Origin of the sequence: Thermocrispum sp. (assembly GCF_002919275.1) — a bacterium.
Classification (GTDB): Bacteria; Actinomycetota; Actinomycetes; order Mycobacteriales; family Pseudonocardiaceae; genus Thermocrispum; species Thermocrispum agreste.
In genome coordinates this window covers 1-26,982 of sequence record NZ_PKFA01000058.1, presented here as the reverse complement: position 1 = coordinate 26,982, position 26,982 = coordinate 1, and the positions used below count along the sequence as shown (strand labels likewise).

At 69.2% G+C, this 26,982-nt stretch carries 25 protein-coding genes; 13 read left to right on the top strand and 12 right to left on the bottom strand.

All coding sequences use genetic code 11. The features are described 5' to 3' along the window. Nucleotides 1–109: 109 nt before the first annotated feature. Nucleotides 110–1,846, bottom strand: a complete 1,737-nt coding sequence (locus CXP56_RS14955; protein ID WP_286901574.1) for a PEP-utilizing enzyme — start codon at nucleotides 1,844–1,846, stop codon at nucleotides 110–112. Between the two features lie 116 nt (nucleotides 1,847–1,962). Between CXP56_RS14955 and CXP56_RS14950 the strand changes: the two genes are divergently transcribed. From CXP56_RS14950 to CXP56_RS14935, 4 genes are read left to right on the top strand one after another with little or no spacing between them, the layout of a single operon-like run. Further along, on the top strand, nucleotides 1,963–2,538 hold the full coding sequence (locus CXP56_RS14950) for a histidine phosphatase family protein (protein WP_286901572.1): 576 nt from the start codon (nucleotides 1,963–1,965) through the stop codon (nucleotides 2,536–2,538). 53 nt (nucleotides 2,539–2,591) lie between these two features. Further along, nucleotides 2,592–3,089: a histidine phosphatase family protein gene (locus tag CXP56_RS14945; protein WP_286901571.1), complete on the top strand. Its 498-nt coding sequence runs from the start codon at nucleotides 2,592–2,594 to the stop codon at nucleotides 3,087–3,089. Beyond that, on the top strand, nucleotides 3,086–4,513 hold the full coding sequence (locus CXP56_RS14940; RefSeq protein WP_286901569.1) for an FAD-dependent oxidoreductase: 1,428 nt from the start codon (nucleotides 3,086–3,088) through the stop codon (nucleotides 4,511–4,513). Before CXP56_RS14945 ends, CXP56_RS14940 begins: the two co-directional genes overlap by 4 nt. An 11-nt stretch (nucleotides 4,514–4,524) precedes the next feature. After that, nucleotides 4,525–5,148 (top strand): nuclear transport factor 2 family protein, encoded by a 624-nt coding sequence (locus CXP56_RS14935; protein WP_286901568.1) that lies wholly within the window; start codon nucleotides 4,525–4,527, stop codon nucleotides 5,146–5,148. A 229-nt stretch (nucleotides 5,149–5,377) separates the two neighbouring features. On the opposite strand, the gene CXP56_RS14930 is transcribed toward CXP56_RS14935, so the two are convergent. The 3 genes from CXP56_RS14930 to CXP56_RS14920 form a co-directional block, all read right to left on the bottom strand. Then, nucleotides 5,378–5,584: a hypothetical protein gene (locus CXP56_RS14930; protein WP_286901566.1), complete on the bottom strand. Its 207-nt coding sequence runs from the start codon at nucleotides 5,582–5,584 to the stop codon at nucleotides 5,378–5,380. A 3-nt stretch (nucleotides 5,585–5,587) separates the two neighbouring features. Then, nucleotides 5,588–6,934 (bottom strand): aromatic ring-hydroxylating oxygenase subunit alpha, encoded by a 1,347-nt coding sequence (locus CXP56_RS14925; protein WP_286901564.1) that lies wholly within the window; start codon nucleotides 6,932–6,934, stop codon nucleotides 5,588–5,590. Nucleotides 6,935–7,539: 605 nt separating this feature from the next. Further along, on the bottom strand, nucleotides 7,540–8,529 hold the full coding sequence (locus CXP56_RS14920) for an NAD(P)H-dependent flavin oxidoreductase (protein WP_286901563.1): 990 nt from the start codon (nucleotides 8,527–8,529) through the stop codon (nucleotides 7,540–7,542). A 162-nt stretch (nucleotides 8,530–8,691) separates the two neighbouring features. On the opposite strand from CXP56_RS14920, the gene CXP56_RS14915 reads away from it, so the two are divergent. Continuing rightward, nucleotides 8,692–9,426, top strand: a complete 735-nt coding sequence (locus tag CXP56_RS14915; protein ID WP_286901562.1) for an SDR family NAD(P)-dependent oxidoreductase — start codon at nucleotides 8,692–8,694, stop codon at nucleotides 9,424–9,426. Nucleotides 9,427–9,932: 506 nt separating this feature from the next. On the opposite strand, the gene CXP56_RS14910 is transcribed toward CXP56_RS14915, so the two are convergent. Then, nucleotides 9,933–10,130 (bottom strand): ferredoxin, encoded by a 198-nt coding sequence (locus tag CXP56_RS14910; protein WP_286901561.1) that lies wholly within the window; start codon nucleotides 10,128–10,130, stop codon nucleotides 9,933–9,935. A gap of 134 nt (nucleotides 10,131–10,264) precedes the next feature. Between CXP56_RS14910 and CXP56_RS14905 the strand changes: the two genes are divergently transcribed. From CXP56_RS14905 to CXP56_RS14885, 5 genes are read left to right on the top strand one after another with little or no spacing between them, the layout of a single operon-like run. Next, entirely contained in the window at nucleotides 10,265–11,542 is a 1,278-nt protein-coding gene (locus CXP56_RS14905; RefSeq protein ID WP_286901560.1) for a cytochrome P450, read from the top strand. A 25-nt stretch (nucleotides 11,543–11,567) separates the two neighbouring features. Next, nucleotides 11,568–12,128 (top strand): hypothetical protein, encoded by a 561-nt coding sequence (locus CXP56_RS14900; protein ID WP_028848798.1) that lies wholly within the window; start codon nucleotides 11,568–11,570, stop codon nucleotides 12,126–12,128. Nucleotides 12,129–12,155: 27 nt separating this feature from the next. Next, nucleotides 12,156–13,010, top strand: coding sequence for a MaoC family dehydratase (locus CXP56_RS14895; protein WP_286901557.1), 855 nt, complete (start codon nucleotides 12,156–12,158; stop codon nucleotides 13,008–13,010). Further along, on the top strand, nucleotides 13,007–14,161 hold the full coding sequence (locus CXP56_RS14890; protein WP_286901556.1) for an NAD(P)/FAD-dependent oxidoreductase: 1,155 nt from the start codon (nucleotides 13,007–13,009) through the stop codon (nucleotides 14,159–14,161). Before CXP56_RS14895 ends, CXP56_RS14890 begins: the two co-directional genes overlap by 4 nt. 25 nt (nucleotides 14,162–14,186) lie before the next feature. Next, nucleotides 14,187–15,266, top strand: coding sequence for a Gfo/Idh/MocA family protein (locus CXP56_RS14885; RefSeq protein ID WP_286901555.1), 1,080 nt, complete (start codon nucleotides 14,187–14,189; stop codon nucleotides 15,264–15,266). Between the two features lie 193 nt (nucleotides 15,267–15,459). Here the strand turns inward: CXP56_RS14885 and CXP56_RS14880 are convergent, their stop codons facing one another. Both CXP56_RS14880 and CXP56_RS14875 read right to left on the bottom strand, forming a co-directional pair. Continuing rightward, nucleotides 15,460–16,860, bottom strand: a complete 1,401-nt coding sequence (locus CXP56_RS14880; protein WP_286901553.1) for a phosphotransferase family protein — start codon at nucleotides 16,858–16,860, stop codon at nucleotides 15,460–15,462. Between the two features lie 700 nt (nucleotides 16,861–17,560). Further along, complete coding sequence (locus tag CXP56_RS14875) at nucleotides 17,561–18,091, bottom strand: MarR family winged helix-turn-helix transcriptional regulator (protein WP_028848802.1); 531 nt, start codon at nucleotides 18,089–18,091, stop codon at nucleotides 17,561–17,563. 191 nt (nucleotides 18,092–18,282) lie between these two features. Between CXP56_RS14875 and CXP56_RS14870 the strand changes: the two genes are divergently transcribed. Genes CXP56_RS14870 through CXP56_RS14860 form a run of 3 tightly spaced genes read left to right on the top strand, consistent with a single transcriptional unit; the run spans nucleotide 18,283 to nucleotide 22,051 of the window. Then, nucleotides 18,283–19,830 (top strand): AMP-binding protein, encoded by a 1,548-nt coding sequence (locus tag CXP56_RS14870; RefSeq protein ID WP_286901550.1) that lies wholly within the window; start codon nucleotides 18,283–18,285, stop codon nucleotides 19,828–19,830. Between the two features lie 25 nt (nucleotides 19,831–19,855). Then, nucleotides 19,856–20,515, top strand: coding sequence for a hypothetical protein (locus CXP56_RS14865; RefSeq protein ID WP_286901548.1), 660 nt, complete (start codon nucleotides 19,856–19,858; stop codon nucleotides 20,513–20,515). A 3-nt stretch (nucleotides 20,516–20,518) separates the two neighbouring features. After that, nucleotides 20,519–22,051, top strand: coding sequence for an AMP-binding protein (locus CXP56_RS14860; RefSeq protein WP_286901546.1), 1,533 nt, complete (start codon nucleotides 20,519–20,521; stop codon nucleotides 22,049–22,051). Here the strand turns inward: CXP56_RS14860 and CXP56_RS14855 are convergent. The 5 genes from CXP56_RS14855 to CXP56_RS14835 all read right to left on the bottom strand — a co-directional run. Then, on the bottom strand, nucleotides 22,016–22,438 hold the full coding sequence (locus CXP56_RS14855; protein WP_286901545.1) for a hypothetical protein: 423 nt from the start codon (nucleotides 22,436–22,438) through the stop codon (nucleotides 22,016–22,018). The genes CXP56_RS14860 and CXP56_RS14855 overlap by 36 nt on opposite strands. Further along, a complete protein-coding gene (locus CXP56_RS14850; RefSeq protein ID WP_286901544.1) occupies nucleotides 22,414–23,475 on the bottom strand; it encodes a phosphotransferase family protein in 1,062 nt (353 codons plus the stop codon). The genes CXP56_RS14855 and CXP56_RS14850 overlap by 25 nt, the downstream gene beginning before the upstream one ends. After that, nucleotides 23,472–24,608 carry an Rv3169 family protein gene (locus CXP56_RS14845; protein WP_286901543.1) on the bottom strand — a complete coding sequence of 379 codons (1,137 nt, stop codon included), beginning with the start codon at nucleotides 24,606–24,608 and terminating at the stop codon, nucleotides 23,472–23,474. The genes CXP56_RS14850 and CXP56_RS14845 overlap by 4 nt, the downstream gene beginning before the upstream one ends. Then, on the bottom strand, nucleotides 24,599–26,188 hold the full coding sequence (locus CXP56_RS14840) for a class I adenylate-forming enzyme family protein (RefSeq protein ID WP_286901541.1): 1,590 nt from the start codon (nucleotides 26,186–26,188) through the stop codon (nucleotides 24,599–24,601). Before CXP56_RS14840 ends, CXP56_RS14845 begins: the two co-directional genes overlap by 10 nt. Next, nucleotides 26,185–26,982 (bottom strand): enoyl-CoA hydratase/isomerase family protein (locus tag CXP56_RS14835; protein WP_286901540.1); only part of this gene is annotated, 798 nt, incomplete at its 5' end. The genes CXP56_RS14840 and CXP56_RS14835, both read right to left, overlap by 4 nt.

Here is a 26,982-nt window from a genome sequence, read left to right as displayed (position 1 = left end):
CGCACCTGAACGCAAGCCGATGTCCCGTGAACATCGAGCAGGCCGGGGAGCACGCAGCAGGTGCCGGGCCCGGCCGGAGCCGATCCCACTCGAGCCGCCAACTGCCCGATCAGTGCACGGTGACCTTCCCGGTGGTGCCGTCGACCGTCAACGTCATCCCGTCCTTGATCTTCTTGGTGGCACCCCGCACCCCGAGCACGCAGGGAATGCCCAGCTCCCGGCTGACGATCGCGGCATGGCTCATCGGTGAACCGACGTTGACCACGACGGCCGCCGCGGACGTGAAGATCGGCGTCCACCCGGGGTCGGTCATCGGGGCGACGAGGATCTCGCCGGGCTCGAGATCGGGTGCGTCCTCGGGATCGGTGATGACCCGCGCGACCCCGGTCGCCGTGCCGGGACATGCCCCGAGCCCTTCCAGCACGGTTCCGGGCTCTGCCGGCTGGTGCGCAGGGTCCTTCTTCTTCGGCCACGTGGTGACCGGCGGGATCTCCCCGTTGATGAAGAACGGTGGCTCGAGCTCGTCGAGCGCGTCGTACCACTCCCAGCGCTCCTCGATCACCGGGACGAACGACTGCGGGTCGGCGATGAAGTGGTCCAGCTCGCTTTCCAGCAGCATCGTGATGTCCTCCGGCTTGCCGAGGACGCCCTTGGCCACGTACCGCTTGCCGAGCTCCCAGATGGGCAGGCGGGCTTCGTGCAGGATCCGGATGCAGTTGCTCTTGCTCTGTTCCCGTGCCCGCGAATAGAGCTCGGCGCTGGCGAGCACGGCCTCGAACTGGCCGAGCGCTTCCTGATTGCCCGCGAGCTGATCACGCACTTGCGCGGCAAGCTGCTCGCGTTCTGCGCGCAGTCTGGCGGATTGGCGGGCGGGCTCCTTGTCGTCGCCCTGCAGCCGCATCCGGTCGATCATGCCCAGCGGAATCGCCGGGTGCGTCTCCCAGGTCTTGGGCGCGGCGGCCCACTCGTCGGTCGACCGCGACCCGTACTCGTACAAGAACTTGTCGAACTCCGTGACGAATGCCTTGGCTGCCTCGCTGCTTCCGGCGCGAAGGCGAGCGTCGAGGTCGGCGACGCCGCGCTCGAACTCCGCGGTGAGCCCGGCATCCGCGTTGACCATCCTGGCAAGCCGCCACATCGCCTGGTTCGGCTCGGCCGACGCGATGTCGCCGAGACCGCCCATGAGGCGGATCGCCAGGCTCTTGTCGCCCATCGCGGCGACGGCCTGATCGAGCGCGCCGGTCACCACGGAACCTTCGTAGACCATGCGCAGGTGGGTGCGGAGCACGGGTGCGTACGGGTCCTTCATGATCCGGCGTTCCCGTGCAATGAGCTCCGCGTCCGACAACGTCGTCAGATCGGGGCGTTCGGCGCGCAACCGTGCGGCGATCTCCCGGTGCTCCCAGACATCCGGCCTGTCCCGCTCACTGAGTACGCGCTGCACCGTCTGCATGATGCGCTCGGTGTACTCGGGTTTGGCGTCGTCGGGGTGCGGCACGTACGGCGGCGCCTCCACCTCGCCCAGGTAGGTGCGGTCCATCAGTTCCGGGCTGGCGCCGGGCATCCGCGCCCCGAACGTCCGCGCGTGGGACAGGTTCAGGTAGATGTAGCCGTGCACCATCCCCTGGATGTCGATGTGATCGGGGCGGAACTCGTCGATGTCGAAGGCGCCGAACTCGACCAGGGCCTGTTTCCACTCGCGCTCCGCGGGCGGCCCGCCGATCATGCTCCACATCAGGGGCGTGGTGACGTTCGGCGACACCTCCCCGACGTTCGCTCTGGTGTAGACCGGCCATCGTTCGCTCAGCGGCGAGTCCACGATCCAGGGACGCGAGATATCGACCATGGTGACCCTCCCAGCGGAGTGTGACGTGGTTCTCGATTAAAGTCGACTGATAAACTATTTGGCAATAGATAGGCGGTGATGCGTGGTTTCCGGGTGATGGACGAGGGGGTGGGCGGATGATGCTCACGCTGGTGCGCCACGGGGAGCCGGAGCGCAACGTCGGCGAGTCCGAGCGCGCGGATCCGCCACTGAGTCGCACGGGGCGGGCGCAGATGACAGGCGCCAGGAGGCTCGTCGAGGTCGACGGCTGCGATGCTCTCTTCTGTTCTCCGCTGCGTCGCGCCCGGGAGAGTGCCGAAGTGCTCCTGCCTGGTTGTTGCCCGGTGATCGACGACGACCTCGCCGAGTTCGACCGCGACACCCAGCGATACGTGCACTGGGAGGACGGTGTCGACCCTTACCGCGCCTACCTGGCGGGCGACTTGTCGCCATGGGGGACGACGCTCGACGAGTTCCGGGGCCGGATCCGGGCGGCGGTCGAACGAATGCGAGTGGCCGGCGTCGAGCACGCCGTCGCGGTCACCCACGGTGGCGTGATCAACAACTTCCTCGCCATGGTGCTCGGCTTGTCGAGGACGTCGGTGTTCCGGCCCGGCTACGGCTCGGTGAACCGCTTCCGCTACCTCCCTGGCTGGGGGTGGGTCACGGTCGAGCTCAATGCGATCGGAGCAAGGATCTCCACTTTCCAATAGTTGAGCGATAGAGTAGTAGTCGTTGGAACGGCAGGACGACGGAGGTCGGCCACGTGGAACTCGCCATCATCCGGCACGCCGAGCGCGACCGGCGGGCGCGCGATGACGCTGGGCTGAGTCCCGTCGGATGGGAGCAGGCTCGCGCTGCGGCCGATCGGCTGCACCACGAAGTGTGGGACGCCCTGTACACGGCGCCGGAGCGCTGTGCCACGGACACGGCGGCTGTGCTGGCTGGGCGCCTTGGCTTGGTGCCCCGCATCGAGAGGCGCCTGACCTGGTGCTCCGCTGACCAGGATGCCGTCGGCGCCATCGACGGCATCATTGCCGCGCACGCGGGCCAGCGTGTCGTGATCGTCACGCACAGCCCGGTCATCAACGCGTTCGTCGGGGACATTCTCGGTGTGTCGGGCCCCGTCGTCGCCCACCCGGCCCACACGGGGATCACCGGAGTGCTAGCCGCACGTACCGGGCAGCGGGAGCTGACGTGCCTCAACGATTCGTCTCATCTGCGCCTGTCGCAGCGGGCGCCCGTGCGCAGGAGCCCGGTATGACCGGTCCGGACTTCGCCGTCGTCGTCATCGGCTCCGGTCTCGGTGGCCTGGCCGCCGCGCTCACCGCCAGGGAGAACGGATGCCGCGATGTGCTGGTCGTCGAGTCCGAAGGTGTTCTCGGCGGATCGACCCGGCTGTCCGGCGGAGTGATCATGGGCAGCCGGAGCCGGCTGCAGCGCGCGGCGGGCATCGAGGAGGACGAGGACGACCTGTTCTCCGACTACCTGGCGATCAACGGCTGGGATGTCGCGGCCGGGCCGGTCCGGCGGTGGGCGGCCCGCAGCGGAGAAACCATCGACTGGCTCGAGGACCGCGGCGTTCCGTTCTGCGATCGGCTCATCTTCAGCGGCGACGACCGGCAGCCGCGGGGCCACTGTGTCGACGGCGGCGGCCAGGCCATCGTGGACGCCCTGGTCAAGCGCTGCCGGCAAGCAGGTGTCGACTTCGCCCTCGGCAATCGGGTCGACGAGCTGATCCGCAGGAACGGGCGAGTGGCAGGCGTGCGGGCTGCGGGTGAGACGGTGACCGCCGGCGCCGTGGTCGTGGCGACCGGAGGATTCGGTGCCAACCCGGACCATCTCGCCGCGTACTACCCGCTTGCCTGGGTACCGGGCGAGACGTTCTACATCGGCGCCAGTGGCGCTCGCGGTGACCACATCCGCTTCGCCCAGCAGCTCGGTGCGCAGTTGACCGGTGAGAACCGTGGCTTGCGGATGCTGAACCCGGGGATCGACACCGTGCACGAGGCTTTCCTGCCGGGCTGGACGATCCTGCTGGACAAGCACGGCCGCCGGTTCTGCGACGAGACCGCGCCGTACGGGATCCTCGACAGCCTGATGAAGGCCCGTGACAACGTCGGGTTCGTGGTGTTCGACGACGCCGCGCTGCGACCACCCCCTGGGCTCGCCGACCGCTACGCCGACGCGTACAAGCAGGTCTGGCCGAACCATGCGAAGTTCAGGCCCAAGCACTACACCGCCGACATGATGGACCGGTACCGGGATCACCCGCGCGTGCACGTCGCCGACTCGCTCGAGCAGCTGGCCGCCGGCACGGACCTTCCCCTTGAGAATCTGGCCGGGACCGTGGCCCGCTACAACCAGCTGGTGGCGGCAGGTGAGGACACCGACTTCGGAAAAGCCGCCAGGTTTCTCCATCCGATCGCGACGCCGCCCTATTACGCCGTGGAGGTCCGGCCCACGGCTGTTGCCCACACCGGGTACGGCTTGCGTATCGACGATCACGCGCGTGTCGTCGGCATCGACGGCAACGTGATTCCTGGTCTGTACGCGGCCGGCGAGTGCACGGGCGGCATCGTCGGTCCGACCTACTCCGGCTCCGGCAGCTCACTGGCCAGCGCCGCAGGGGTGGGCCGGATGGCGGGCGAAGCGGCCGCCGCGTTCGTGCAGTCGGCGTCGGGGTGAAGGAGGGACGCATGCTGTTCGCGCCGCGCGAGGAACCCGCCGACCGGAACGAGATGCTTCAGGCGGTGTACAACCGGCAGCAGATCGTGGAGGTCTTGCACCGGTACGCGCGGGCCATCGACCGCTGCGACCTCCAGCTGCTCAAGTCCGTCTATCACGACGACGCGATCGACGTGCACGGCACGTTCGAGGGCAATGCACACGAGTTCGCCGAATTCATGATTGCGCGGCTGCGCGAGCAGACCAGCTACGGCGTGCACCACGTGACCAACGAACTGGTCGACGTCGACGGGGATCGGGCGATCGCCGAGTCGTACCTGTTGGGCTATCACCGCGTGCCGGGCGGCTGGGATTCCGTGGCGCGGTTCTTCGGTGAGGAGTATGCCGAGCGAGCCAGGCGCGAAGGCACGCTCGACGGCGAACACGAATACCTCACCGGTGGTCGGTACCTCGACAAGCTGGTCAAACGCGATGGGGTGTGGCGGATCTGGCGGCGTCGGATCACGGTGGAGTGGAACCAGTGCCAGCCGTCGAGGATGGTGCTGGGCGGTGGCCGCGCCGGTTACGACCTGCCGGGCAGCCGGGGTCGCGACGACCCGAGTTATGCGCTTCGTTTGGACCGGTTCGACGAGTGACGGCCGGTCGTCCCGACACCACCCCTGTGCCGAGCCGCCGAGATTCTGGTCGCTCGGCTGACGCGCGTTCCAGCGGATGCGGATGGTGCTGGCGGGGCTGGGACGGCGAGGCGCGTGTTCGGTGGCCTGCGTTTGCCCGGTCTTCTCTTGCCGCTTTCCAGTGGTGATGCGGGTGAGGCCGGCTGGCGGCCGGGCCTGCCGGGAGGGCCCGTGTCGATCCAGCTTCCGGCTATCGCGCGGTGATCCGATGCGCATTGCGCGGTGCGCTCACCCAGCCGCACAAATGCGGGTCCGCGTCGAACTTCGCGCCCGCCAGCCAGCGCCCGTCGGAGCTGTAGTACCCGACCTCGCCGTTGCGCCTGGTGACTCGCACGCGGCCGTCTTCGTCCAGCTCGTACAGGTCGCGACTGTACGGATGTCGCACTCCTCCGGCCATGGCTCAGTGCCCCTCCACGTACTTGCGCAGCAGCCGCTGCATCCACCGCAGGTTGTCTTCCTGGTACGACGCGAACGTCACCGTCGGCTTCGCCGTCGTCTCCAGCCCGAACTGCACCTTCTCCATGTTGAAACAGTCCTGGTCCAGGATGTTGCCGACGATGCCGAGGGCGGGCACGCTGCTGAACGGGTCGTCGAAGCCCAGCGTGATCTCCTCCGCGGGCGGCGGCCGCTCGCCGGTGAACGGGGCCAGGTAGAAGACGTCCATGATGCAGCTGCGGTGGTCGTCTCCGTTGGGGCGGAAGCGGTAGCAGATCTTGTGCACGCCGCCCCATGGCATCAGGTTCGGAAAGACCGTGTAGGTGAAGTTGTCCACCAGCTCGCAGTCGGCCCACTCGTCGATCTTGTCGCCGAGGTACTGACGCCACTTCTCCCGGGTGGTGCGCACGACGAACGACCGCGCCGTCTCACCCGGCTCCGGCCGTACCGGCAGTTCCTCGCCTTCGCGGACGTCCAGCGTGGCGCGCAGCATCTCCTCCGTGGTCGGATCCCCCGGCATCATCGGTCCGACCACCTCGGACGGGGTGATGAAGCGGGCGAAGTGCTCGTAGCAGTCGACCTGGCAGACCCCGAACGCCGCGTAAGGCACGGTCTGCGGGTGGGTGGCCGCCGCGTGCCAGCACTCCATGAACGCTTCCTGGGCGACCTTCCAGTTGCAGCGCAGCAGCTTCGAGACGTGCACCTCGACGTATCGGTTCGCCAGGTCCCACTTGGCGAAATGATCGGGCAGGTCGCCGAGGTAGGTGCTGAGCGGTTCGGCGTCCGGGTCCGGATTGATGAACACGAAGCCGGCCCAGGTGTCCACGCTGACCTGGGGCAGCGCGAACTTCTCCGGGTCGACGTGCTCGAACTCCCATGGCGCCGGGATGCGTTTGAGGTTGCCGTCGAGATCCCAGGTGATGGCGTGGAACGGGCAGCGGATCTCCGCGCACCGTCCCGGGTAGTCCTTCAGCTGGCGGCCCCGGTGCAGGCACGCGTTCGGGAAGGCCCGGATCCGGTCGGGTGCGGACCGGATGATCAGGTAGGACAGGCCGGCGATGTGGTAGACGTAGTGGTCGCCGACTTCCGGGATGTGCTCTTCCCGGCACGCCATCTGCCAGACGCGCTTCCACAGCCGTTGCTTCTCGCGCTCGTGCCAGTCCCGTGAGATGTAGATGTCGATCGGCGCTTCGTCGAAGTCGAACGAGCCACGGGAGGTCTGGCGGATGTGTTTCGGCACCTCCTTGGTGTCCAGCCGCAGCACGTCCTGGTACGACAGCAACCGGTCGCCGACGTCGAGTCGTTCACCCATGCCGATCCTCGCCTCCGCTCCCAGTGCGGCAAATAGTCGCAAGATAGACTATTTGCCGTCAGAGTACATGGCGGGCCGAGGAAGCGCTAGGGGTGCGCCGCGGCGTCGTGGCCCAGAGCAACAACCGGGCGGAGTGGGCGCCGAACGGCACCAATCGCTGGCCGACGCGGTGACGGGCCGAGGCGTCCAGGGCGAGGCTGCGGGGTCGGTGCCGGCCCGCACCCCTTCTCGGCAGGCAGCGCGGCGGGGTGGCACGCGTCGAACCGGCTGTCGAGCATCGACGACGACCGACGTCCGGTGTGTTGATCTCCGAAAGTGTCGGCGGCTGTGCGGCTTGCCCATCGCGTCGTCGGCGCCATGGCTTCGCGCGGGTCGTTTGGGTCCGCAGTTGCCTGGGGAGGGTCGCCGACTGCGGGTCATGGCTTCGCGCGGGTCGTCTGGGTCCACAGTCGCCCGGGCGTGGATGCCGACCGCAGGTCATGCGCTCGTGCTGGTCGCCTGGGTTTCGTGATCGCGTCACCGCTGCGTCCGTCCATGTTCGGCACGGGCCCTCCGCCCAGGTGCATCTGGCCTGGCGCCGGGAACCGCTGCGCCGCGCCGAGTCGTCACCCCGCTGTTCGGACGGCCGGGACCAGCCGATTCGTGATCAGGTCGCAGGCCTCGGCGACGATCCGCTCGATGAGCTCGCGGCACGACGGCACGTCATGGATCAGGCCCTGCGACTGACCTGCCCACCACAGGCCGTCGTCCATGTTGCCCTCGGCCAGGACTCGTGTCCGCCCGCGCTTGCCGGAGACCAGCTCAGCGATGTCGTCGAACGTGCTGTCCGGTCGCGCTTCAATGTCGATCACGGCATCCGAGACGGCGTTCTTGGCGACTCGCGCGGTGTTGCGGAACTTGCGGAACACCACGTTGGTGGAGCGCTCGTCGTTGGCCACGATCTGCCGCTTGACGTTCTCGTGCACCGCCGCTTCCTTGGTCGCCACGAACCTGGTGCCCATGTTCACCGCGTCGGCACCCAAGGCCAGCGCTGCGACCAGCCCGCGCGCGTCCGCAATGCCACCGCTGGCGATCACCGGTATGGACAATGCGGCGGTGGTCACCGGGATCAGGACCAGCCCACCGATGTCGTCCTCGCCCGGATGTCCCGCGCATTCGAAACCGTCGATGCTGACCGCGTCGACGCCGAGCCGTTCCGCCTTGACCGCGTGCCGGACGCTGACGCACTTGTGAATCACCTTCGCGCCCGCCGCGCGGAAGGCCGCCATGTGCGGTTCCGGACTGCGCCCCGCGGTCTCGAAGAGCGTGATCCCGGACTCGATGGCCGCGTCCCGGTACTCGTCGTAGGGGATGGGATCGATGCTCGGCAGGATGGTCAGATTCACCCCGAACGGTTGATCGGTCATGTCGCGGCAGCGGCTGATTTCCTTGGCCAGGGCCTCCGGGCTGGGCTGGGTCAGCGCGGTCAGGAAGCCGAGCCCGCCCGCTTCGGCCACCGCCGCGATCAGCTCGGCCGTGCCCACCCCGGTCATGCCGCCGCACACCACGGGATGCCGGACGCCGAACAGCTCCGTGAAACGTGTCCCCAGTGTCATCACTCCGGGCCGCTCCTGCTCTGTGCAAAAACTTTGGTAATAGAGTATTTGGCGTTAGAGTACGTGGCGTTGGTCGGGGATGTCGACCGGCGGCGGACGGCGGCATCTTCGGGAAGGAACGACCACGCTCGAGACAGGGGCACGGCAATGGGGCATGCGCTGGTGACGGGGGCGGGCCGCGGGATCGGCCGGGCGATCGCGCGCCGATTGACCGCGGACGGCCATCGTGTGATCGCGGTGGATCTCGACGAGGCGGCGGCGAAAGAAGTCGCGGCCGAGGTCGGCGGCCGCGCCGTGGGCTGCGACGTGACCGACCCTGACGCGCTGCGCGCGCTGGCGGCATCGGTGGCTTCGCTCGACGTGCTGGTCAACAACGCCGGGATCTTCCCGCCTGCGAAGCTGAGCACGCTCACCGCCGAGCAGTTCCGGCAGGTCATGGACGTCAACGTGATCGCGCCGCTGCTGCTGACCCAGCTGTTCGTCCCGCACCTGGCGGCCAGCGGCGGGTCGGTGGTCAACATCGCGTCGATGTCCGCCAAGGTGCCCACGCCGGGGACCGGGGCGTACTCGCCGTCGAAGGCGGCGCTGGTCTCGCTGACCAAGCTTTGTGCGGTGGAGTTCGCGCACACCGGTGTCCGGTTCAACGCGGTTGCCCCCGGGGGAGTCCGGACCGAAGGGGCGGCGCAGGTCTCGGCCGATCCGGAGCGCGAGGCGCGGTTCAACGACCTCGTCCCGCTCGGACGGCGCGCGCTGCCCGAGGACATCGCCGACGTGGTGTCCTTCTTCGCTTCGCCGGATGCTCGCTACGTCACCGGGCAGGTCCTGTATGTCGACGGCGGCTTGACGGAGGCCACGGTGTCGTTCCTGCATGCGGCGCAGAACGTGCGGAAGCCGTGATCACGTGCGGAAGCCGTGATCGGCCGCGGCGGCCGGAAGGTTGCTTCTGCGGCGCCGGGCGGAGCCGATCACGGGCGTCATTCGCTGATGCAGGCATGTGTTGGGCGGCCGGCGGTGTCGGACCTGGCGCGGGCCCGTGCCGGGCACCGCGGACGAGGGGTCCGATACAGGCAGGTGCTGGGGTGTCACTGATGCGGGCCTGACGCAGGCGGACGCTGGCATTACTGGCACCCGGCCCGATGTACGTTGGGTGGGCGCTGCTGTGCTGGATCTGACGCATGCGCTTGCCGGGCAATGGCGCCGGGCCCGATGTGCGCTTGCCGGACACCGCTGGCCCGGGACCGATGTGCGTTGGCTGGCGATGCTGGTGCGGTCCTGGTGTGCGCTTCGGGTGCCGCTGGTGCGGTCGTTGCGCGCTTCGGGCGCCGCCGGTACCGCGCCGCATGCGACCGGTGCCGTGACCGCCGGTCAGGGTCCTGCCTGCGCGGCGCTGCCGGCCGGCCCGGTCACGAGTCGAGCACGGTGATCGCCTCGGTCGGGCAGTTCCGTGCCGCGGTGCGTACCGCCGCGTGCTGATCCCGGCCGGGGAATTCCTGCAGCACGACGACCGTGCCGTCCTCGTCGTTCTGGTCGAACACCTCGGGTGCGGCCATCACGCACTGACCGGTCCCGCAGCACTTGTCGAGGTCGGTGACCACGCGCATGAGCGACTCCGATCCTGCTGTCGACAGAAACTCTATCGCCAGAGTATCTAGCTGTAGTTCGTCTTGTAAACATTTCATCTCTAGACTAATCTTCGTGTGGTGAGGCCGCAGGTTCAGGAGGGTGACTGGTGAAGGTGTCCGACCCCGTCCGCGATCTCTTCGACGCCAAACCGGAGATGGCGCGCTGTCCGCATCTGGCATACGTGTCGATGCGCAGGCAGGCAGCACCGCAGTGGATCGAGCGCATCCAGGCCTACGCGCTGACTCGCTACGAGGACATCGTCGAAGTGCTCAGGGCGCCGGAGAAGTTCTCGTCGGTGATGGCCAGCGGCCCGGGTTCGGTGACCCCGCTGGCCAGGAAGCTGGTCGCCGATCCCGACACCGGCCCGGCACTGCGGGCGAAAGCCCAACGCAGGCTGGACATCAGCGCATCGGCCGTGCTGCTCAACGCGGACCCGCCGGTGCACAAGCGGCAACGCAAGCTGGTCAACCAGGCCTTCACCGCGCGCCGGGTGCTCGCGATGGAGCCCGGCGTCGAGCGGCTGGCCAACGAGCTGATCGACGCGGTCATCGACGACGGCAGGGCGGAGATGGTCAGCCAGTTCTCTGTCCTGCTGCCGATGACCGTGATCGCGGACATTCTCGGAGTGCCCGCCGAGATGCACCCGACGTTCAAGCGCTGGTCGGACGCGTTCGTCGCCGGCACCGGCAGCATGAACCTGAGCGACGAGGCCGTCGCGGAGATGTTCGACGCGGTCGACGAGTTCTACGACTACTTCACCGAGCAGATCGAGCGGCGTCGCAAGCATCCCACCGACGATCTGCTGTCCGCCGTCGTCAACGCGCGCATCGACGGCGAGACCCCGCTGACGCAGAACGAGATGCTGCAGATGCTGGTGCAGTTCCTGGTCGCGGGCAACGAGACCACCACCAGCCTGCTGACCTCGGTGATGTTCACGCTGCTCACCAACCCGGAGCTGGCGGCCGCGGTGCGCGCCGGCCTGGATCTGGTGCCCAAGGTCGTCGAGGAAGTCCTCCGGCTGGAGTCCCCGGTGCAAGGCATCTTCCGTACCGCGAACGAGGACGTCGAGATCGGCGGAGTGACGATCCCCAAGGGCACCAACCTCTATCTCGTCTACGGCTCGGGCAACCGGGACGAGCAGGCCTTCCACGATCCGGACCGGCTGCTGGTCGACCGGGCCAGCGAAGGCCCGCATCTCGCCTTCGGTAAGGGCGAGCACTTCTGCCTCGGGGCGCCCATCGCCCGCCTGGAGACCAGGGTCGGGATCACCACCTGGCTGCGGCGGACGAAGGAGATCACGCTCGACATCGATCCGGACGACGTCGAGTACCTGCCGAGCTTCGCGCAGCACGGCATCGTCCGGCTGCCACTGCGGTTCACCCCGGCATGAGCGCTGCTTCGCGTGAGGTGGGCGAATGATCGTCGAACTCCGGCCCGCGGCCGAGCGAAGCTGGCAGCTGCTGACCGACCGGATGGCGTCCGAACCGGACCCGCGCAAGCGCGCGAACCTGGAGGTGGTCGCGCGCCACGTGCGGGAAGAAGTGCGCGGTGACGTCGGCGCGCTGATGAAAACCCTGGTCCCGGAGCCGGTCTACGAGATTTGGGGCGCGTCCGACTCGGCAGGCCCCAAGGGCTACGACGAGGTCGAGGCGTTCTACGAAGCGTCGATCGCCATCGGCAAGAACCGGCTCGAGTTCGAGATCTCGGCCGTGCTGGTCGAGCACGGCCTGGTGGCGACCGAAGGGATCTTCCGGCACGCCTACGACGGCGAGCTGTTGACGCGGCGCGGGTTCGCCGCCGCCGACGTCGAGCACGACGCCTGGTACCTCGTGGAGTACCGGGCGCTGATCCTGTGGCCGATCGACGCCAACGGGCTGATCGAGGGCGAGCGCATGTATGTGGGGGAGAAGCCGCGCATCGTGCGCCGGCTCGAGCCGGGCGAGTGCGACCACCTCGGTCCGGTGGATCGCGGCTGACGACACGACGGAGAGGACGCAGGTTCGATGGCATTGGATCCGGACGCGGTCGGCGCCGAGTCGGGACCGCGGCGCGTCACCTGGCAGAGCAAGGACTGCATCGTGTACGCCCTCGGGGTGGGGGCAGGCGTCGACGAACTCGCCTACACCACCGACAACACCAAGGGCGTCGAGCAGCAGGTGCTGCCGACCTACCCGGTGGTGCTCGGCATCGACCCGGGCATCTTCAAGCGGTTCGGCACGTTCGACTGGGCCAAGCTCGTGCACGCCGAGCAGGGCGTCGAACTGCTCCGGCCGCTGCCCACCCAGGGCGCGGTCCTGGTCACCACGCGCATCGTGGACATGTTCGACAAGGGCAAGGCCGCCTTGGTCGTGACCGGTTCCGAGGCGGTGGACGAGGACACCGGGGAGCCGATGTTCCGCACCCGGTCCGCGTTCTTCATCGGCGGCGCCGGTGGCTGGGGCGGCGACCGCGGCCCGAGCGCGACCTGGCAGGCGCCGGACCGGGTGCCCGACCACACCGTCACGTATCCGACCAGGCCCGAGCAAGCGCTGCTCTACCGGCTGTCGGGTGACCGGAACCCGCTGCACTCCGATCCGGCTTTCGCCCGCCGCGCCGGCTTCGAGCGGCCGATCCTGCACGGCCTGTGCACCTTCGGCTTCACCGGCCGAGCGCTGCTGCACACCCTGGCCGGTGGCGAGGCAGGGCGTCTGCGCGGCATGGACGCACGGTTCGCCGCTCCGGTTCTGCCCGGCGACACCCTGCACATCGACATCTGGACCGATGGCGCGGGCGAGGCGTTGTTCCGGACCCGTAAGGACGACGGCACGGTCGTGCTGACCAACGGCCGGTGCCGGTTCGACGCGGACGGTGCGCGGTGACGGTCGTCGTCGCCGGTGCGGGCCTCGCCGGCCTCCGCGTCGCGGAAGAGCTGCGCAAAGCCGGCTACGACGGCGGGTTGATGCTCGTCGGAGCGGAGCCCACGCCGCCCTACGACCGGCCGCCCCTGTCCAAGGAGGTGTTGCAGGGTCGCCGCTCGCCTGCGGCGATCCGGCTGCGCGACGATGCGTTCTTCGCCGATCACGGCATCACGTTGCGCCTGGGTTCGCGGGTGACCGCGGTCCATCCGCAGCGGAAGAGCATCGTGCTGGCAGCGGGGGAGACCATCGGCTACGACCGCCTGGTGATCGCGACGGGCCTCCGGCCTCGGACGCTTCCCGGAACCGAATCCGTCCCCGGCGTGCACACGCTGCGCTCCCTGGACGACTGCCTCGCCCTGCGGCGGCGGCTGGACGGAGCGGACTCGGCGATCGTGGTGGGAGCGGGCTTCGTCGGCTGCGAGGTGGCGGCAAGCCTGCGGGTGTGCGGGCTGAGGGTCCATCTCGTCGAGCAGCAGCAGGCGCCGCTGGCGGGTGTGCTCGGCGAGACGCTGGGCGAGTTGGTTGCGCGCTGGCATCTGAAGGCCGGGGTCGACCTGCGATGCGGCTGCGGGGTGGCGGAACTGAAGCAGTCGGATCGGAAGCTGCGCGTGACGTTGACCGATGGTGCCGAGCTTGCGGCCGACGTCGTGGTCGTCGGCATCGGGTCCGTTCCCGAAGTGAGCTGGCTGGCCGGCAGCGGGGTCGAGGTAGGTGACGGCGTGCTCTGCGATGAGCGCGGGCGGACCAGCGTCACCGACGTGTGGGCGGTCGGAGATGTCGCGGCGTGGCGGGGACCGGGCGGCCGTCACCGGCGCACCGAGCACTGGACGAACGCGGGAGAGCAGGCACGGGTGGTGGCGAGGGACATACTCGGCCTGCCTCCGGACGAGCCCGCGGTGCCCTATTTCTGGAGTGACCAGTACGGCCTGCGCTTGCAGGTCTTCGGCGATGTTCGGGCGTCGGCAAAGGTCCGCGTGGAAGAAGACGACGGCAGACGCTTCCTCGCGACGTGCGCGGTAGACGGACGGTTGACGGCTGTGGTCGCCGCGGGGATGGCTGGCAAGGCCACCAGGCTGCGGCGCCGCATCGGTGAGCCCGTCGGCGATGGCTAGCGCGAATGGCATGCTGCCCGTAGGGGTGGGCATCGTGGGGTTGAGCGCTTCCGGCGGTTGGGCCGCCCGGGCTCATCTGCCCGCGCTCTCCGCCGTGGGAGACTTCCGGCTGACGGCCCTCGCCGCCAGCTCAGCCGCAGCGGCGAAAGCGGCGGGTGAACGCTACGGCGTTTCCGCGACGTTCTGTTCCGCGGCAGAACTCGCGCATCACCCTGATGTCGATCTTGTCGTCGTGGCCGTGCGGGCAACCGAGCATGAGCAAGCCGTCCTCGCCGCGATCGACGCGGGCAAGCACGTCTACTGTGAGTGGCCCTTCACTGTCTCCACCTCGGCGGCCGATGCGCTCGCGCGGGCGGCCCGCACCAAGGGGGTGCGCGGAATCGTCAACCTGCAGGCACGTTCGGCTCCGGTGATCCGCTACGTCAGAGACCTCGTCGCTTCCGGCTGGGTCGGCGATGTCCTGTCCACGACCGTGGTGGCCTCGGGCATGGCATGGGGCGAGCAGGTCGATTCCCGCACGTCGTACGTGCTCGATCGGGACGGCGGCTCGACGATGGTGACGATCCCGTTCGGCCACGTGATCGACGCGGTGACCTACTGCCTCGGCGACCTCGCGGAGGTCGGCGCGCTCATGGCGAACCGGCGCCCCCGAGTGCGGGACCGAGAGACCGGCGAGATCGTCGCGAAGTCGGCGGAAGACCAGATCGCTGTGCACGCGACGCTGGAGGACGGCGCGGTCGTGTCGGTGCACATGCGAGGCGGCCGGTCGCGTGCGACCAACTTCCATTGGGAGATCAACGGCACCGAAGGTGACCTTGTCATCAGCGGTGATCACGGCCACGTGCAGCTGGCGCCCCTGGTTCTGCGTGGCGCCCGGGGCGGGGATGGCGAACTCACCGAACTTGTCGTGCCGGACGAGTACCACCTTGCTCCGGTGAACCGCGAGGTTCCGTGGGGCAATCTCGCAAACGCGTACGCGGCCATACTCCAGGATCTCCGTGGCGGCGGTACTTTCCTGCCCGACTTCGATCACGGTGTTCGTTTGCACAGGGTGATCGACGCCGTTTGTGTGGCGGCGGCCAGTGGCGAACGGCGGCGGCTGTGACGGGCCGTGCGTACGCGGCGGACCCGGGGAGCCGACACCGCCTTGGACGAGCAGCGTGAACCCGTGGCTCACCGGCGATCCAGCGCCGCGTTTCGGTGACAGGATCGCCCCGAGAAAGGTCCGGAGGTCGCCTCCCGGTCGTCGGAGCTGTGGAGCATGTACGTCGTGTCGTTCCGTTCAGGGCGCGTCGACGTCAGAGGCGGAATGCGGTGCGGACGGCGCGCAGCAGGAATCGTGGGGTCATGAGCAGCCCTGCCATCGCGTCGGACATCTTGTTGGGGTTGGCAAGGAACTTGGCGCGCATCCGGTACGCGGAGATTCCGCGCCACACGTCGTGCCACACCGTGTAGAACGTGAGCCGATCGGCATCCGGGGGTGACCCGCCGGCGTCCTGATAGGCCGTGAGGAACGCGTCCCAACCGGCGACCGCCTCGACACTCGGGCGCACGTACGTCAGATCCTCTGCGGGGTCACCCAGGTGAGAGCGCTCCCAGTCCAGGACCGCGGTGAGCGTCGACCCGTCCAGCAAGAGGTTGTGCAGACCGTAATCGCCGTGGACCAGCACGGGATCGCGCACGTCGCCCGGCGCGTGGGCGCGAAGCCATCCCAGCACGAGGGCGAACAGCGTGGCGAACGGCATCGACGGCGTGGAAACGGCGGCCAGCACGGCCTGCCGCTCCTCGATCGCCGCGACGATTTCCTGCCGCGTGACCATCGGCGGCAGCGGCGTGTCCGTGAGGCCGCTGGTGTCGAGGGAGTGCAGCCGAGCCAGTGCGGCGGCGATGGCGGTGACGGCTGGGAGCTCGATCGGTGCGGTTGGTCCCCAGACGTCACCGCGTGGCTGCCCGGGGACCCGCCGGGTGGCGAATGCGGGCGCACCCAGGATGTCTTCGTCCAGCCACAATGGCTCTGCCACCGGGACGCCGCCCTGCCATGCGAACGAGAGCGCGGCGAACTCCCCGCCCAAGGTGTGCGCCGTCCTTCCGGAGGCCACCTTGCGGATCACGATGTCGTCGGCGCCGCCGGAATGCTCGACCCGGACGGCCAGCATCTCCTTGGAGAAGCCGCCCGAGAGCATGCGCACGTCGGTGATGCGGTGGACCGTGACCCCTGGCCCACTGTGTGCACTCAGGCATGCCAGGAGTTGTTCCTCGGTCACGGGTGGCGGTGGTGCGGTGCGGTATGCGGTCGATGCGTCCCGTTCGGGAGGGCCGGTGCGATGCGCCGTGACATCCGGCAAGTCGGTCTCGACCAGCACGGATGCGATGTCGCGCAGTGCTGCTGCGGCGTCGCGGTCGCTCGTCGCGCGCACGGCCAGGTCGTCGGCGTGCTCGCCGAGCGCCCCGAGCAAGGCATCCGTCCCGCCCCAGACCTCGGGCAGCAAGGTGGTGACACCGGCCCGCAGGGCGTCGGCGTGCTGTTCCCGTCGTCGCACCACCTGGTCGTCCAGCGACGCACGATGGTGGAGGGCTGCGGCCAGTTCCTGGATGGCGGCGGACTGATCGCTCTCGGCGGGGACAGCCGTCAGCTCGAGCGCGAGTGCTTGTTCGACCGCTGCGGTGGCCTCCCGTTCCGCCGACAGCTGTGCGTCCACCGGCCACTCCTTCCCATTTACTCTAATGTCAGAGTAATTGACGTTAGACTAATGCGCCAGGGTGGCGGAGTGGGACGGAGGGTCGGCCTGCCGGAGAGTGGTTCCGCAGCGGCGCCGGCTGCTGGGCGTTGGCGGCCGGAGGTGGATCTGCCGCGGCTGTGGCTGCGTGGGGAGTGCTCGCCGTCGGCAGCGGGCCGGCTCCGAAAGCTGGCCGGCGAGCTGATCGACGCGTTCATCGGCTCCAGCCTGTGGCGCAGCTCGGCGGCGACTGATGCTCATGGCGGCCGAGTCTGGTACGGCCTGCTGGTACCGGCCCGGCTGCCGAGATCCCGGCCGATGCGGTCGAGTGCGGCCGCGGGGATGCGCCCTGAGTCGGGTTCTGTCTCAGTCGTCGTCACGACCTTCGTCGCGGTGCGCGGCTCCGTCGAGCTCCCAGCTTTCGACGCGCACCAGACCGGATGCTCCCCAAGGGGGCCGTGCGACCGATGGGTTGCGCTCGCGGTGAATGGCGGATGGGTATCGCCGTGCTTCGGTGGCGGGTGCGATCAGGTCGCGGCTGTGTCGTGATTCGCCATCGTGTCGGGCGGACAGGGGAGTGTCGTCCTCTGCAGCTGTGGCGGGCAGGCCTGGCCGGGGCGACGAGCGCGGCAGCCGCAGGGTCACCGGGTGCCGCTGCCGGATGGTGTATCAGGCGTCGTGATCAGCGGCTGGTATCGCCGGCTGCTGCTCGCAGGTCGGCAAGCAGGCCGACCAGGTTCTCCACGTCCTTCGGCTTCGCGTCGCCCATGCCGAAGCCCATTTCGCTCAGCGTCATCGTCGCCTTGTGCACCAGCTTGCGGCCGGTGGCGGTGATGGTGATGCACGTGGCCCGCCGGTCGGTGGGATGCGGGGTGCGGCTGATCAGGCGGCGCTTCTGCAGTCGGTCGGTGGCCAGGGTGGCGGTCGTGGCGTGCACCATCAGGCTACGGGCGAGATTGCTGATCAGCCGGGTGCCATTCTCCGACAGCTGCAAGGTCATCAGGACCAGGTAGTCGGTGAGGTTCAGCCGGTGGGCGCGCAGCGCCTCTTCCACGGCGTCCACGACCAGCCGCTGATACCGCAGCAGGGACGTCATGGCCAAAAAGCGCTGCTCGTCTCCCTGCAGACCCTGCTCCTGCCAGTAGTGGTGCGCCCAGTCCACGGGGTCGGAGATGGTGTCCGGTGTGGCGGTACCGGCTTTGCGTGCGGCCATGGGCGTCGTTTCCCCCAGTCGGTTCGGTAGGGGCGGTGGTCTGTCGCTCGACAGTTTACTCCGCGTCGTTTTCTCCGCAGTACCGCCGGGCGGCGGCGTGCCGTCCCGGCCGCCACAGGAAAACATCCAGTGGAAAATAGTTCATCGCTAGACTAACATCGTGCGGTGGTTCCGATCGACGAGGAGATGGGATGACCTTCGCCGCGGTGTTGGCCCGGCAGCGACCCGGGGAGATCGCGCTCCGTTCCGCGGGCCGGGAAATGAGCTGGGAGCAGGTCGATCGGCTGCTCAAGCGCATGGTCAACGGGCTGCTGGCGGTTCCTTTCCGCCCGGATCGGCGGGTGGCCGTGTTCGCGGAGAACTCGGCGGAGACCTTGCTCTGCTACGTCGCCGCGATGCTGGCCGGTTGCTCGGCGGTGCCGGTGAACTTCCACCTCACCGCCGACGAGGCCGCCTACATCTTCGCCGACGCCGGAGTCGACGTGGTGCTGGCCGACGCCGCGACCGGCAGGCGGGCGGTCGAGGCGGCCAGGGTCGCAGGAGCCGGGCTGGTCGTCGTCCGGGGCGAGGCGGTCGCCGGTGCCCGCTCCTGGGACGACTGGCTGGCCTCGGCGTCGGACGTCGAACCACCGGTCGATCATCCGCCGCTGCCCCCGCTGGTCTACACCTCCGGCACGACGGGCAAGCCCAAGGGCACGCCGCTTCCTCCGACGTCCTTCGTGGGCGGGGCGGACATCGCCGACCACGTCGAACGGCTGAAGCGGAACCGCTGGGCCGAATTCGGTCCGCATCTGGTCGTCGGGCCGATGTACCACAGCGGGCCGCTGGTGAGTACTCGCCTGCTGGTCGCGGGGGTGCCGGTGACCGTGCTCGGCAGGTTCAACGCCGAGACCGTGCTCAGCTCGATCGACAAGTACCGGATCGGCAGCACGGTCATGGTGCCGACGCATTTCATCCGGCTGCTGGCGCTGCCGCCGGAAGTGCGTGCGCGCTACGACGTGTCGTCCCTGCGCTATGTGCTGCAGGTCGGCGCGGCATGCCCCGTCGACGTGAAGCGGTCGATGATCGAATGGTGGGGAGAGGTCATCTGGGAGAGCTACGGCGCCAGCGAAGTGGGCACCACGTGCCTGATCAGTGCCACCGAGTGGCTGGCGCACGTCGGCTCGGTCGGCAGGCCGATACCGCCGTTCGAGGCGCTGGTCGTCGACGAGCAGGGCAACGAGCTCCCGCCCGGCCGTCAGGGCCGCTTGTACTTCCGGGACACCACCGGGCGCGGCATCGTCTACCACCGCGCCCCGGAGAAGGAGCGCAGCGTTCATCTCGCGCCGGGGGTGTTCACCCTCGGTGAGGTCGGCTACATCGACCAGGACGGCTACGTCTACATCACCGACCGGTTCTCGGACATGGTCGTCTCGGGCGGGGTGAACATCTACCCGGCCGAATCGGAGCAGGTGCTCGCCGCGCATCCGGACGTGGTGGAGGTGGCGTGCATCGGAGTGCCCCACCCGGAGATGGGCGAGGAGCTGAAGGCGGTGGTCGTGCCGCGTGACCCGCAGTCGCCGCCGGACCCCGCCGAGCTGCTGACCTTCTGCCGGGATCGCCTTGCGCACTACAAGTGCCCGCGCTCGGTGGCCTTCCTGGCCGCATTGCCCCGCTCGGCCATGGGCAAGCTGGACAAACGCACGCTCAAGGAGCGATTCGCGTCGTCCGGCACGCTGGACCAGAAGATCGTATCATAAATATTTATGCACTAGATTTATTTCGATGAGGAGCGGGTTCCCGATGGCGCGCACGTCCATGCCCCAGGATGCTGACGAGCTCCAGCTGTCGCTGCTGCAACTGCTGCGGTTGAAAGGACGGGTCAAGCCGGACGATCTGCCCGGTTCGCTGCGGCGCCCGGAGGACGTGTGCGCCGCCCTGCTGGCTTCCGCCGTCACGGACGGGTTCTGCGTGCAGAAGGGAACGAGCGCGCGGCTCACGCCCCAGGGCCGGGAACGGCTCGCCGCGCTGCTGGCCGCCGAGCGCGACCGGGTCGACCAGCAACGCCTTGCCGGGCTCTACGACGAATTCGACCGGCACAACACCGACTGCAAGGCGATCATCACGGCCTGGCAGATGCGTGACGGAGGGCCGAACGACCATGCCGACGCCGACTACGACGCGGGTGTGATAGCGAAGCTGGATGCGCTGCACGAACGGTTCACGCCGCTGCTGGACCGGATCGTCGCCGAGGTGCCGAGGCTGGCGCACTACCCCACGCGCTTCGCGGACGCGATGGCGCGCATTCACTCCGGCGAGCACGCCTACGTCGCCCGCCCGGCCATCGACAGCTACCACACCGTGTGGTTCGAACTGCACGAGGAACTCATCGGCCTGCTCGGCCGCACCCGGGCGGACGAAGCGGCGGCGGGCCGGGCCGTGTGACGGATGTATCCCGGGGTGCACGCCGTCACCAGGCCGGCGCATCCTGCGCTGGTCATGGCCGGTTCCGGAGCAGCCATCAGCTATGCCGAGCTGAACCGGCGTTCGATCCGGCTGGCCAGGGTGTTCGATGCACTCGGCCTGTCCTCCGCCGCGGTCGTCGCGGTGGCCTGCGAGAACCGGCTGGAGTGGGCGGAGATGATCTGGGCGGCCGCCCGGTCCGGGCGTTGCCTGGCGCCGGCCAACTGGCATCTCGGCCCCCGGGAGCTGTCCGACGTGCTGCGCGCGTCCGGGGCGGAGCTGCTGCTGGCCGGTCCGGCCAGTCATGCGGCGCTGCGCGCGGTCGACGATCTGCCGCCCACGCTCGCCATCGACGGAGACGGAACGTTACCCGACTACAAGTCGGCGATCGCGGCCATGCCGGATGGTCCGCTGGCCGGGGAGCGGTTGGGCGGGCGCATGATGTTCAGTTCCGGCACCACGGGCACCCCGAAAGGCATCCTGCATCCCGGTAGCGACATCCACCCGGCCGATGCGCCGCCGCATCTCGGCCGCTACACCGAGCTGTTCGTGTTCGGCGGCGACATGGTCTACCTGTCACCGGCGCCGACGTATCACACCGCGCCCTTCCGATTCGTTCTCGCGGTCACCCAGCTCGGGGGCACGGTCGTCTGCCTGGAGAAATTCGATCCGCAGCTGGTCCTGGCGGCGATCGAGCGCTACCGCGTCACCCATGCCCAGTTCGTCCCGACCATGCTGCTGCGGCTGCTCCGGCTGCCCGACGACGTCAAGCGACGGTACGACCTGAGCAGCTTGCGGGTGGCGATCACCGGCGGCGCGCCGTGTCCCCACGAGGTCAAGATGCGGCTCATGGACTGGTGGGGCCCGGTGGTGCACGAGCTGTACGGGGCGTCGGAAAGCTACGGCAACTGCCACATCGGGCCGGACGAGGTGGCGGCGCACCCGGGTTCGGTGGGCCGGGCGCTCACCGGCACGATCCACATCACCGACCCCGACGGGACCGAACTGCCGCCCGGCCGGATCGGCACGGTGTGGTTCGAGGGCGCCGGTTCCTTCGAGTACCGCGGTGACGAGCGCAAGACGCAGGAGTCGATGCACCCGCGCGGCTGGCGGACCGTCGGTGACATGGGGTACCTCGACGAAGACGGCTACCTGTATCTGACCGGCAGGCGCGACCAGCTGATCATCTGCGGCGGGGTGAACATCCACCCGCAGGAGGCCGAGGACGTGCTGCTGGTGCACCCGGCGGTCGAGGACGTCGCGGTGATCGGCATCCCCGACGAGGAATACGGTCAGATCCCACACGCGCTCGTCGTGCCGGCTTGCGACGCGGCTCCCGGGCCGGAGCTCGGCACGCGGCTGATCGCGTACTGCCGGGCCCGGCTGGCCCACTACAAGTGCCCGCGCTCGGTGGAGTTCGTGTCCGAGCTGCCGCGTGGGGAGAACGGCAAGCTCTACAAGCGCAAGCTGACGCCCGGCACCTCAACAGGCGGAGAGCGTCAGCAGCTTGTGTCGTAGTGCGGCACCGTCTGCGTCGTCGGGGTGGGCGCGCAGCCAATCCTCGAGTGGGTCGATGAGCGCGGTGACGACGCCGGTGTAGTGGCTGTGCCAGTGGTTCCAGCCGGCGAAGTCCGCCGCGTCGGGTTCGGGCAGGTCGATCTGCCCGAAGTGGGCCCTGCGCTGTTCGTCCGCATGCGCCCACGCCCGCAAATCGCCGAGCGCGTCGCGCAACGCGGTGGTGTGCGTCATGAGGTGCAGGCCCGCGTTGTCCCAGTCGACCTGGGCGAGTACGGCCCGTACCTCGGCCAACCGGGCACGCGCGTATCCGGAACTCAGTTCCGGCTCGATGACGTCGCGCAGCACGCGGCGTACCTGGGTGATCAGCTCGGTCGGTGTCGGGCGCATGAGGCCTTCCCGGATCGGTCGGACACGGTCGCCACGAGCAGCCTGGCCAGTCCGGTGGCCGGTGCGGCGGGGCGATCGGAGGTGCCGGAGCAGAAGACGCGCACCGCCTGCAGCGCGATCACGGCCAGCCGGAACATGGCGAGAACCTGCCAGAACAGCAAGGCCTCCGGATCGATCTGGAGACCGGTCAGCTCGGTGTAGCGGCGCAGGAAGTCCTCCCGGCTCCAGCCGGGCAGGAAATGCTCCCGCTCGTACACGGGAGCGCAGTACCAGCCCAGATCGTCGAGCGGATCGCCGAGGTGGGCCAGCTCCCAGTCCAGCAGGACCTGCACCCGGCCGGACTCGACCAGGACGTTGGCCGGCCGGAAGTCGCCGTGCACCAGGACTTCCCGTTCCGGTGGCGGCGGTACGTGGTCGCGCAGCCACCGCAGCGCCCACCGCAATGCCGGTTGTGGCTCCTGCTCGTTCTCGGCGAGCGTGCGCTCCCAGCGATCGAGCTCGGCGGTGGCCGGATCGGGTTGCGGCGTGGGCAGGACGTTCCGCAGTCCGGTGGCGGTCAGGTCGACCGCGTGGACCGAGGCGAGCAGGTCACACAGGTTCCTGGCCAGTTCGGTCTGCTGCGCCCGCGTCAGGCCGAGGGGGTTCTTGTCCGGGCGCAGGACCGCGCGATCGGCTCGGCCGGGGTGGCGGTCGACGATCATGCTCGGCCGGAGCAGGTCGTCCCCGCGGTCGTCCAGCCAGTGTGCGACGGGGGCCGGTACCGGGGTGGCGGCGAGCGCCTTGAGCAGGGCGAATTCCGTCGCCCGTCCGGTGTCGACCACCGAGCTCGGCGGGTCACGGCGCAGCAGCAGGCGACGATGGACGGCGGTGCCGTTGTCCACCCAGCGGGCATCGAACGGCCAGTTCTCCCGCGACGATCCGGTACCCGACCGGCGCAGGCCGGAGACGGTCAGGCCCGCGTCGCCGGTGCGCTCGGCAAGGAACGCCCGCAGCCGCTGCCGCACCGTCTCGACCGAATCGGTTGCGGTCCGGCTCATCGCTCCACCCGTGGCCGGGGCGGGATGGCCTCCTGGTACTTCGGATAACCGGGCAGCACCAGGTACTCCATCACGCCGTACCCCGTCCTGCCGTCGTGCTGCACCTCGATCAGGTGGTCGCTCGACGCCTTGGCGTAGCGGTAGAACTGCGACTCGTCGGTGAGGTCCCAGACGTCGTGCTCCAGGCTGTTCTCGCCCTTCCAATGCCCTTGGAACCAGCCGTTCCAGCCTTCGTAACCGCCGCCGCGCAGGCAGGCCCTGCCGGGCAGGGCGCGGACGGAGAAGTCGAGCTTGCGCCCGTCGGCCAGCCGGACCACGATCGTGCCGCCGGATAGCGTCGGAGCGGGTGCTCCGGCCACCCACGTCAGATCGTGGTCCACCCCGACGATGGCTTCGCCGGGGAAGTCGTCGCCGGCTTCCCGGCCGAGCGGGCGGGAGATGCCCGCCGACAGATGGACGGGACGACCCGGCTCGGCCTCGTACAGGTAGATGTGCAGCCCGAAGTCCGGCATCTGGATCGGGCAGAACATGAGCATGCGCCACTCCGGCCGCTGACCGGGGGGAGCGCCCGGCACCCTGGGCAGGGGACGGGTGCCCCACGAATGGTCGCGTTCGCCCCACCAGTGTTCCGGGCGCACCTGCCGTTCCCCGTCCGGCGTGACGAGCGTGCCCGACGCGCGACCCAACTGCACGTACCGGATCGCGTCGTAGGTGGCGCGGTTCCTGCTCACCTGGAAGTGCCTGCCCTCCAGCACCGGCTCCATCGTGCCGATCCAGTGCAGGTCGAACGCCACGCCGGAAGGGTTCTCGTCGAGCACCAGGTGCAAGTCGTGAAACGGGCGGACGACCTCGATGGTCAGCGGGCCGACCTGCATCACGTCGCTGCGCGCGCCGAGTTCCCTGGCCAGCCGCAGGTTGCGTTGCTTGCCGCCCTCGGCGACCACGACGAACGCCTCCTGCACGTCCTGGTTCGGGTACTGCCCGATGCCGCAGGTCAGCACGGTGTCCTGGCGGTCGACGTCCTGGATGCTGATCCAGTACCGCTCGCGCCAGCTCGGGTCGCTGGACCCGACCATCGAGTGCGGCAGCGCGACCTGGTGGTGGAAGTACTCGTCCGGAGGCGTCAGTCGCACGGCGTCCCGTCCTTCGTCAGTTCCGCCCGCAAAGCCTTCTTGTCGACCTTCTCCCCGGCCAGCGTGGGCAGCGGGGCGTCGCTGATCCGCCACGTGGTCGGCACCTCGAAATGGGCGAGTCGCCTGCGCAGGAACGCGCGCAACTCCTCCTCGGTGGGGGCGGTGCCCGCCCGGCAGGTGACCGCGGCGGCGAGTTCTTCGCCCAGGTCCTCGTGGGGAAGACCGAACACCGCGGCTTCCACGACGTCCGGGTGGGCCAGCAGCGCTCGCTCGACATGCGCGCACGCGATGTTCTCGCCACCACGGATGACGATGTCCTTGGCCCGGCCGGTGAGGAAGAGGTAGCCCTCGTCGTTGATCCGGCCGATGTCACCGGTGCGCAGCCAGCCGTCGGCGTCCACCGTGCCGTCGTCGGCTCCGAGGTAGCCGAGCATGACCGTGGGGGAGCGGAGCATGATCTCGCCCCGGCCGCTGTCGTCCGGATCGTCGATGCGCAGCTCGGCCACCGGATACGGCCTGCCGACCGTGCCGGGGAAGCGTGCCAGGTCGCGGTTGCCCGCCACGGTGACGAAGCCGCCGGACTCGGTCATGCCCCAGGTGTTGGCCAGCCCGCGCTGCCGCAGTTGCGGCAGTTTGGCGCGCATCCGTTCCAGCAACGCCTCCGGCACCTGGGCGCCGCCCAGCGGAAACGACCGCAGGCTGGACAGGTCGCGCCGGTCGAAATCCGGGTGGGCCAGCACGCGTGCGGCCATGGTGGGCACGCCGCCCCAGCGATGCACCTTCTCCCGCTCGATGAGCTCGAGCACTTCACCGGCATCGAACCGGCCCGCCGTCATGACCAGCCGTCCGCCCACGATCAGCTGGGTGATCAGGTTGGACACCCCGCCCACGTGGAAGAACGGCGTGCAGGCCAGCATGACCTGCTGCGGAGTCTCCGCGGACAGGGTCTGCGGCAGCAGCCGGGACCGGCTGAGCAGGTTGTGCTGGTTGGCCACCACCGAGCGGTGGGCGAGCACGACCGCCTTCGGCGGGCCGGACGAGCCGGACGTGAACAACACCATGCCCGGGGCCAGCTCGTCGTCCGGCTCGACGACGTCGGCCGGTGTGCCCGTCCCCGCGTAGTGGCGGCGCAGGTCAGCGATGGGTCGCCACCGGACGTTCGTCACTCCCGCGGGCGCGTCCCGGTCGCTGAGCACCAGCGCCGGTTCGGTCAGCGCGACGGCGTGTGCGATCTCGTGATCGCTCCACCAGCGGTTGCCGAGCACCGGGACGAGGCCTGCCCACCAGATCGCCCACAAGGCCAGCACGAACTCGGGGCTGTTGTAGGCCAGCACCATGACCCGCTCGCCCTTGGTCGCCGGCAGGGCGCCCGCCGCCCGTGGCACGGCGGCCAGGAAGGTCCGGAAATCGATCCGGCGCTCACCTTGGACCAGATACGTGCGGTCGGCCCACCGGTGCGTGCCCGCCAGCATGTCGGTGATGCACCGCGGCCGCGGTTCGTACAGCAGGCAGCCGCTGCCGGGATCCCGCACCACGTCGGTTCCCCAGAGCGCGGCCGGCGACGCCTCCACGGTGGTCATGCCCCGGTCCACCTGCCCTTCCGCTTCTCCTTGAACGCGGTGACGGCTTCCACGACGTCGGCTGTGCGCGCGCTGATGGCCTCCAGGTAGAAGCCGAGGTCGAACACGTCGTCGATGCGTGCGTGCAGGTGCTTGTTCAACGCCCGCTTGGTGAGCTGCACGGCCACCGGGGGCAAGGACGCGACGCGCTGCGCCAGCTGGAAAGCTCGTTCACGGACCTGCTCGGCGGTGTCCTCCAGCTCGGTGACGAGGCCGAGCTCGTAGGCGTCCTTCCCGGTGAGCGGGTCGCCCCACAGCAGCTGCCGCTTGGCCCGGACGAACGGCAGGTTGGCCGGCCAGACGACACAACCGCCGTCCCCGGCCGCCAGGCCCATGCACACGTGCGGATCGCTCAACCGGGCGGTCGGCGTGGCCACGACGGCGTCGGCGGTCAGCACCAGGCTCGTGCCGACGCCGAAGACGTCTCCGTGCAGGGCGACGACGAGCGGTTTGGGGAAGTCGGCGAAGCGGCGGAACAGCTCCCGCCCCTCGTCGACCTGCCGCATCAGCACCTGGTGGTCCCGGTTGGCGGCGAGCATGGCCGCGAAGTCCCCGCCCGCCGAGAAGTGCTTGCCGGCCGACGAGAACACCACGGCCAGCACTTCGGGGTCGTCCCGCAGCTTGTCGAGCGCGTCGGCCAGCTCCCGGATCAACGTGGTGTCGAACCTGTTGGCCACGTCCGGCCGGGACAGCCGTAGCTCGGCCACCCGGTCCTCGGTGGTCGACGTGAGTGCTGAGTACTCGGTCATCTCCGC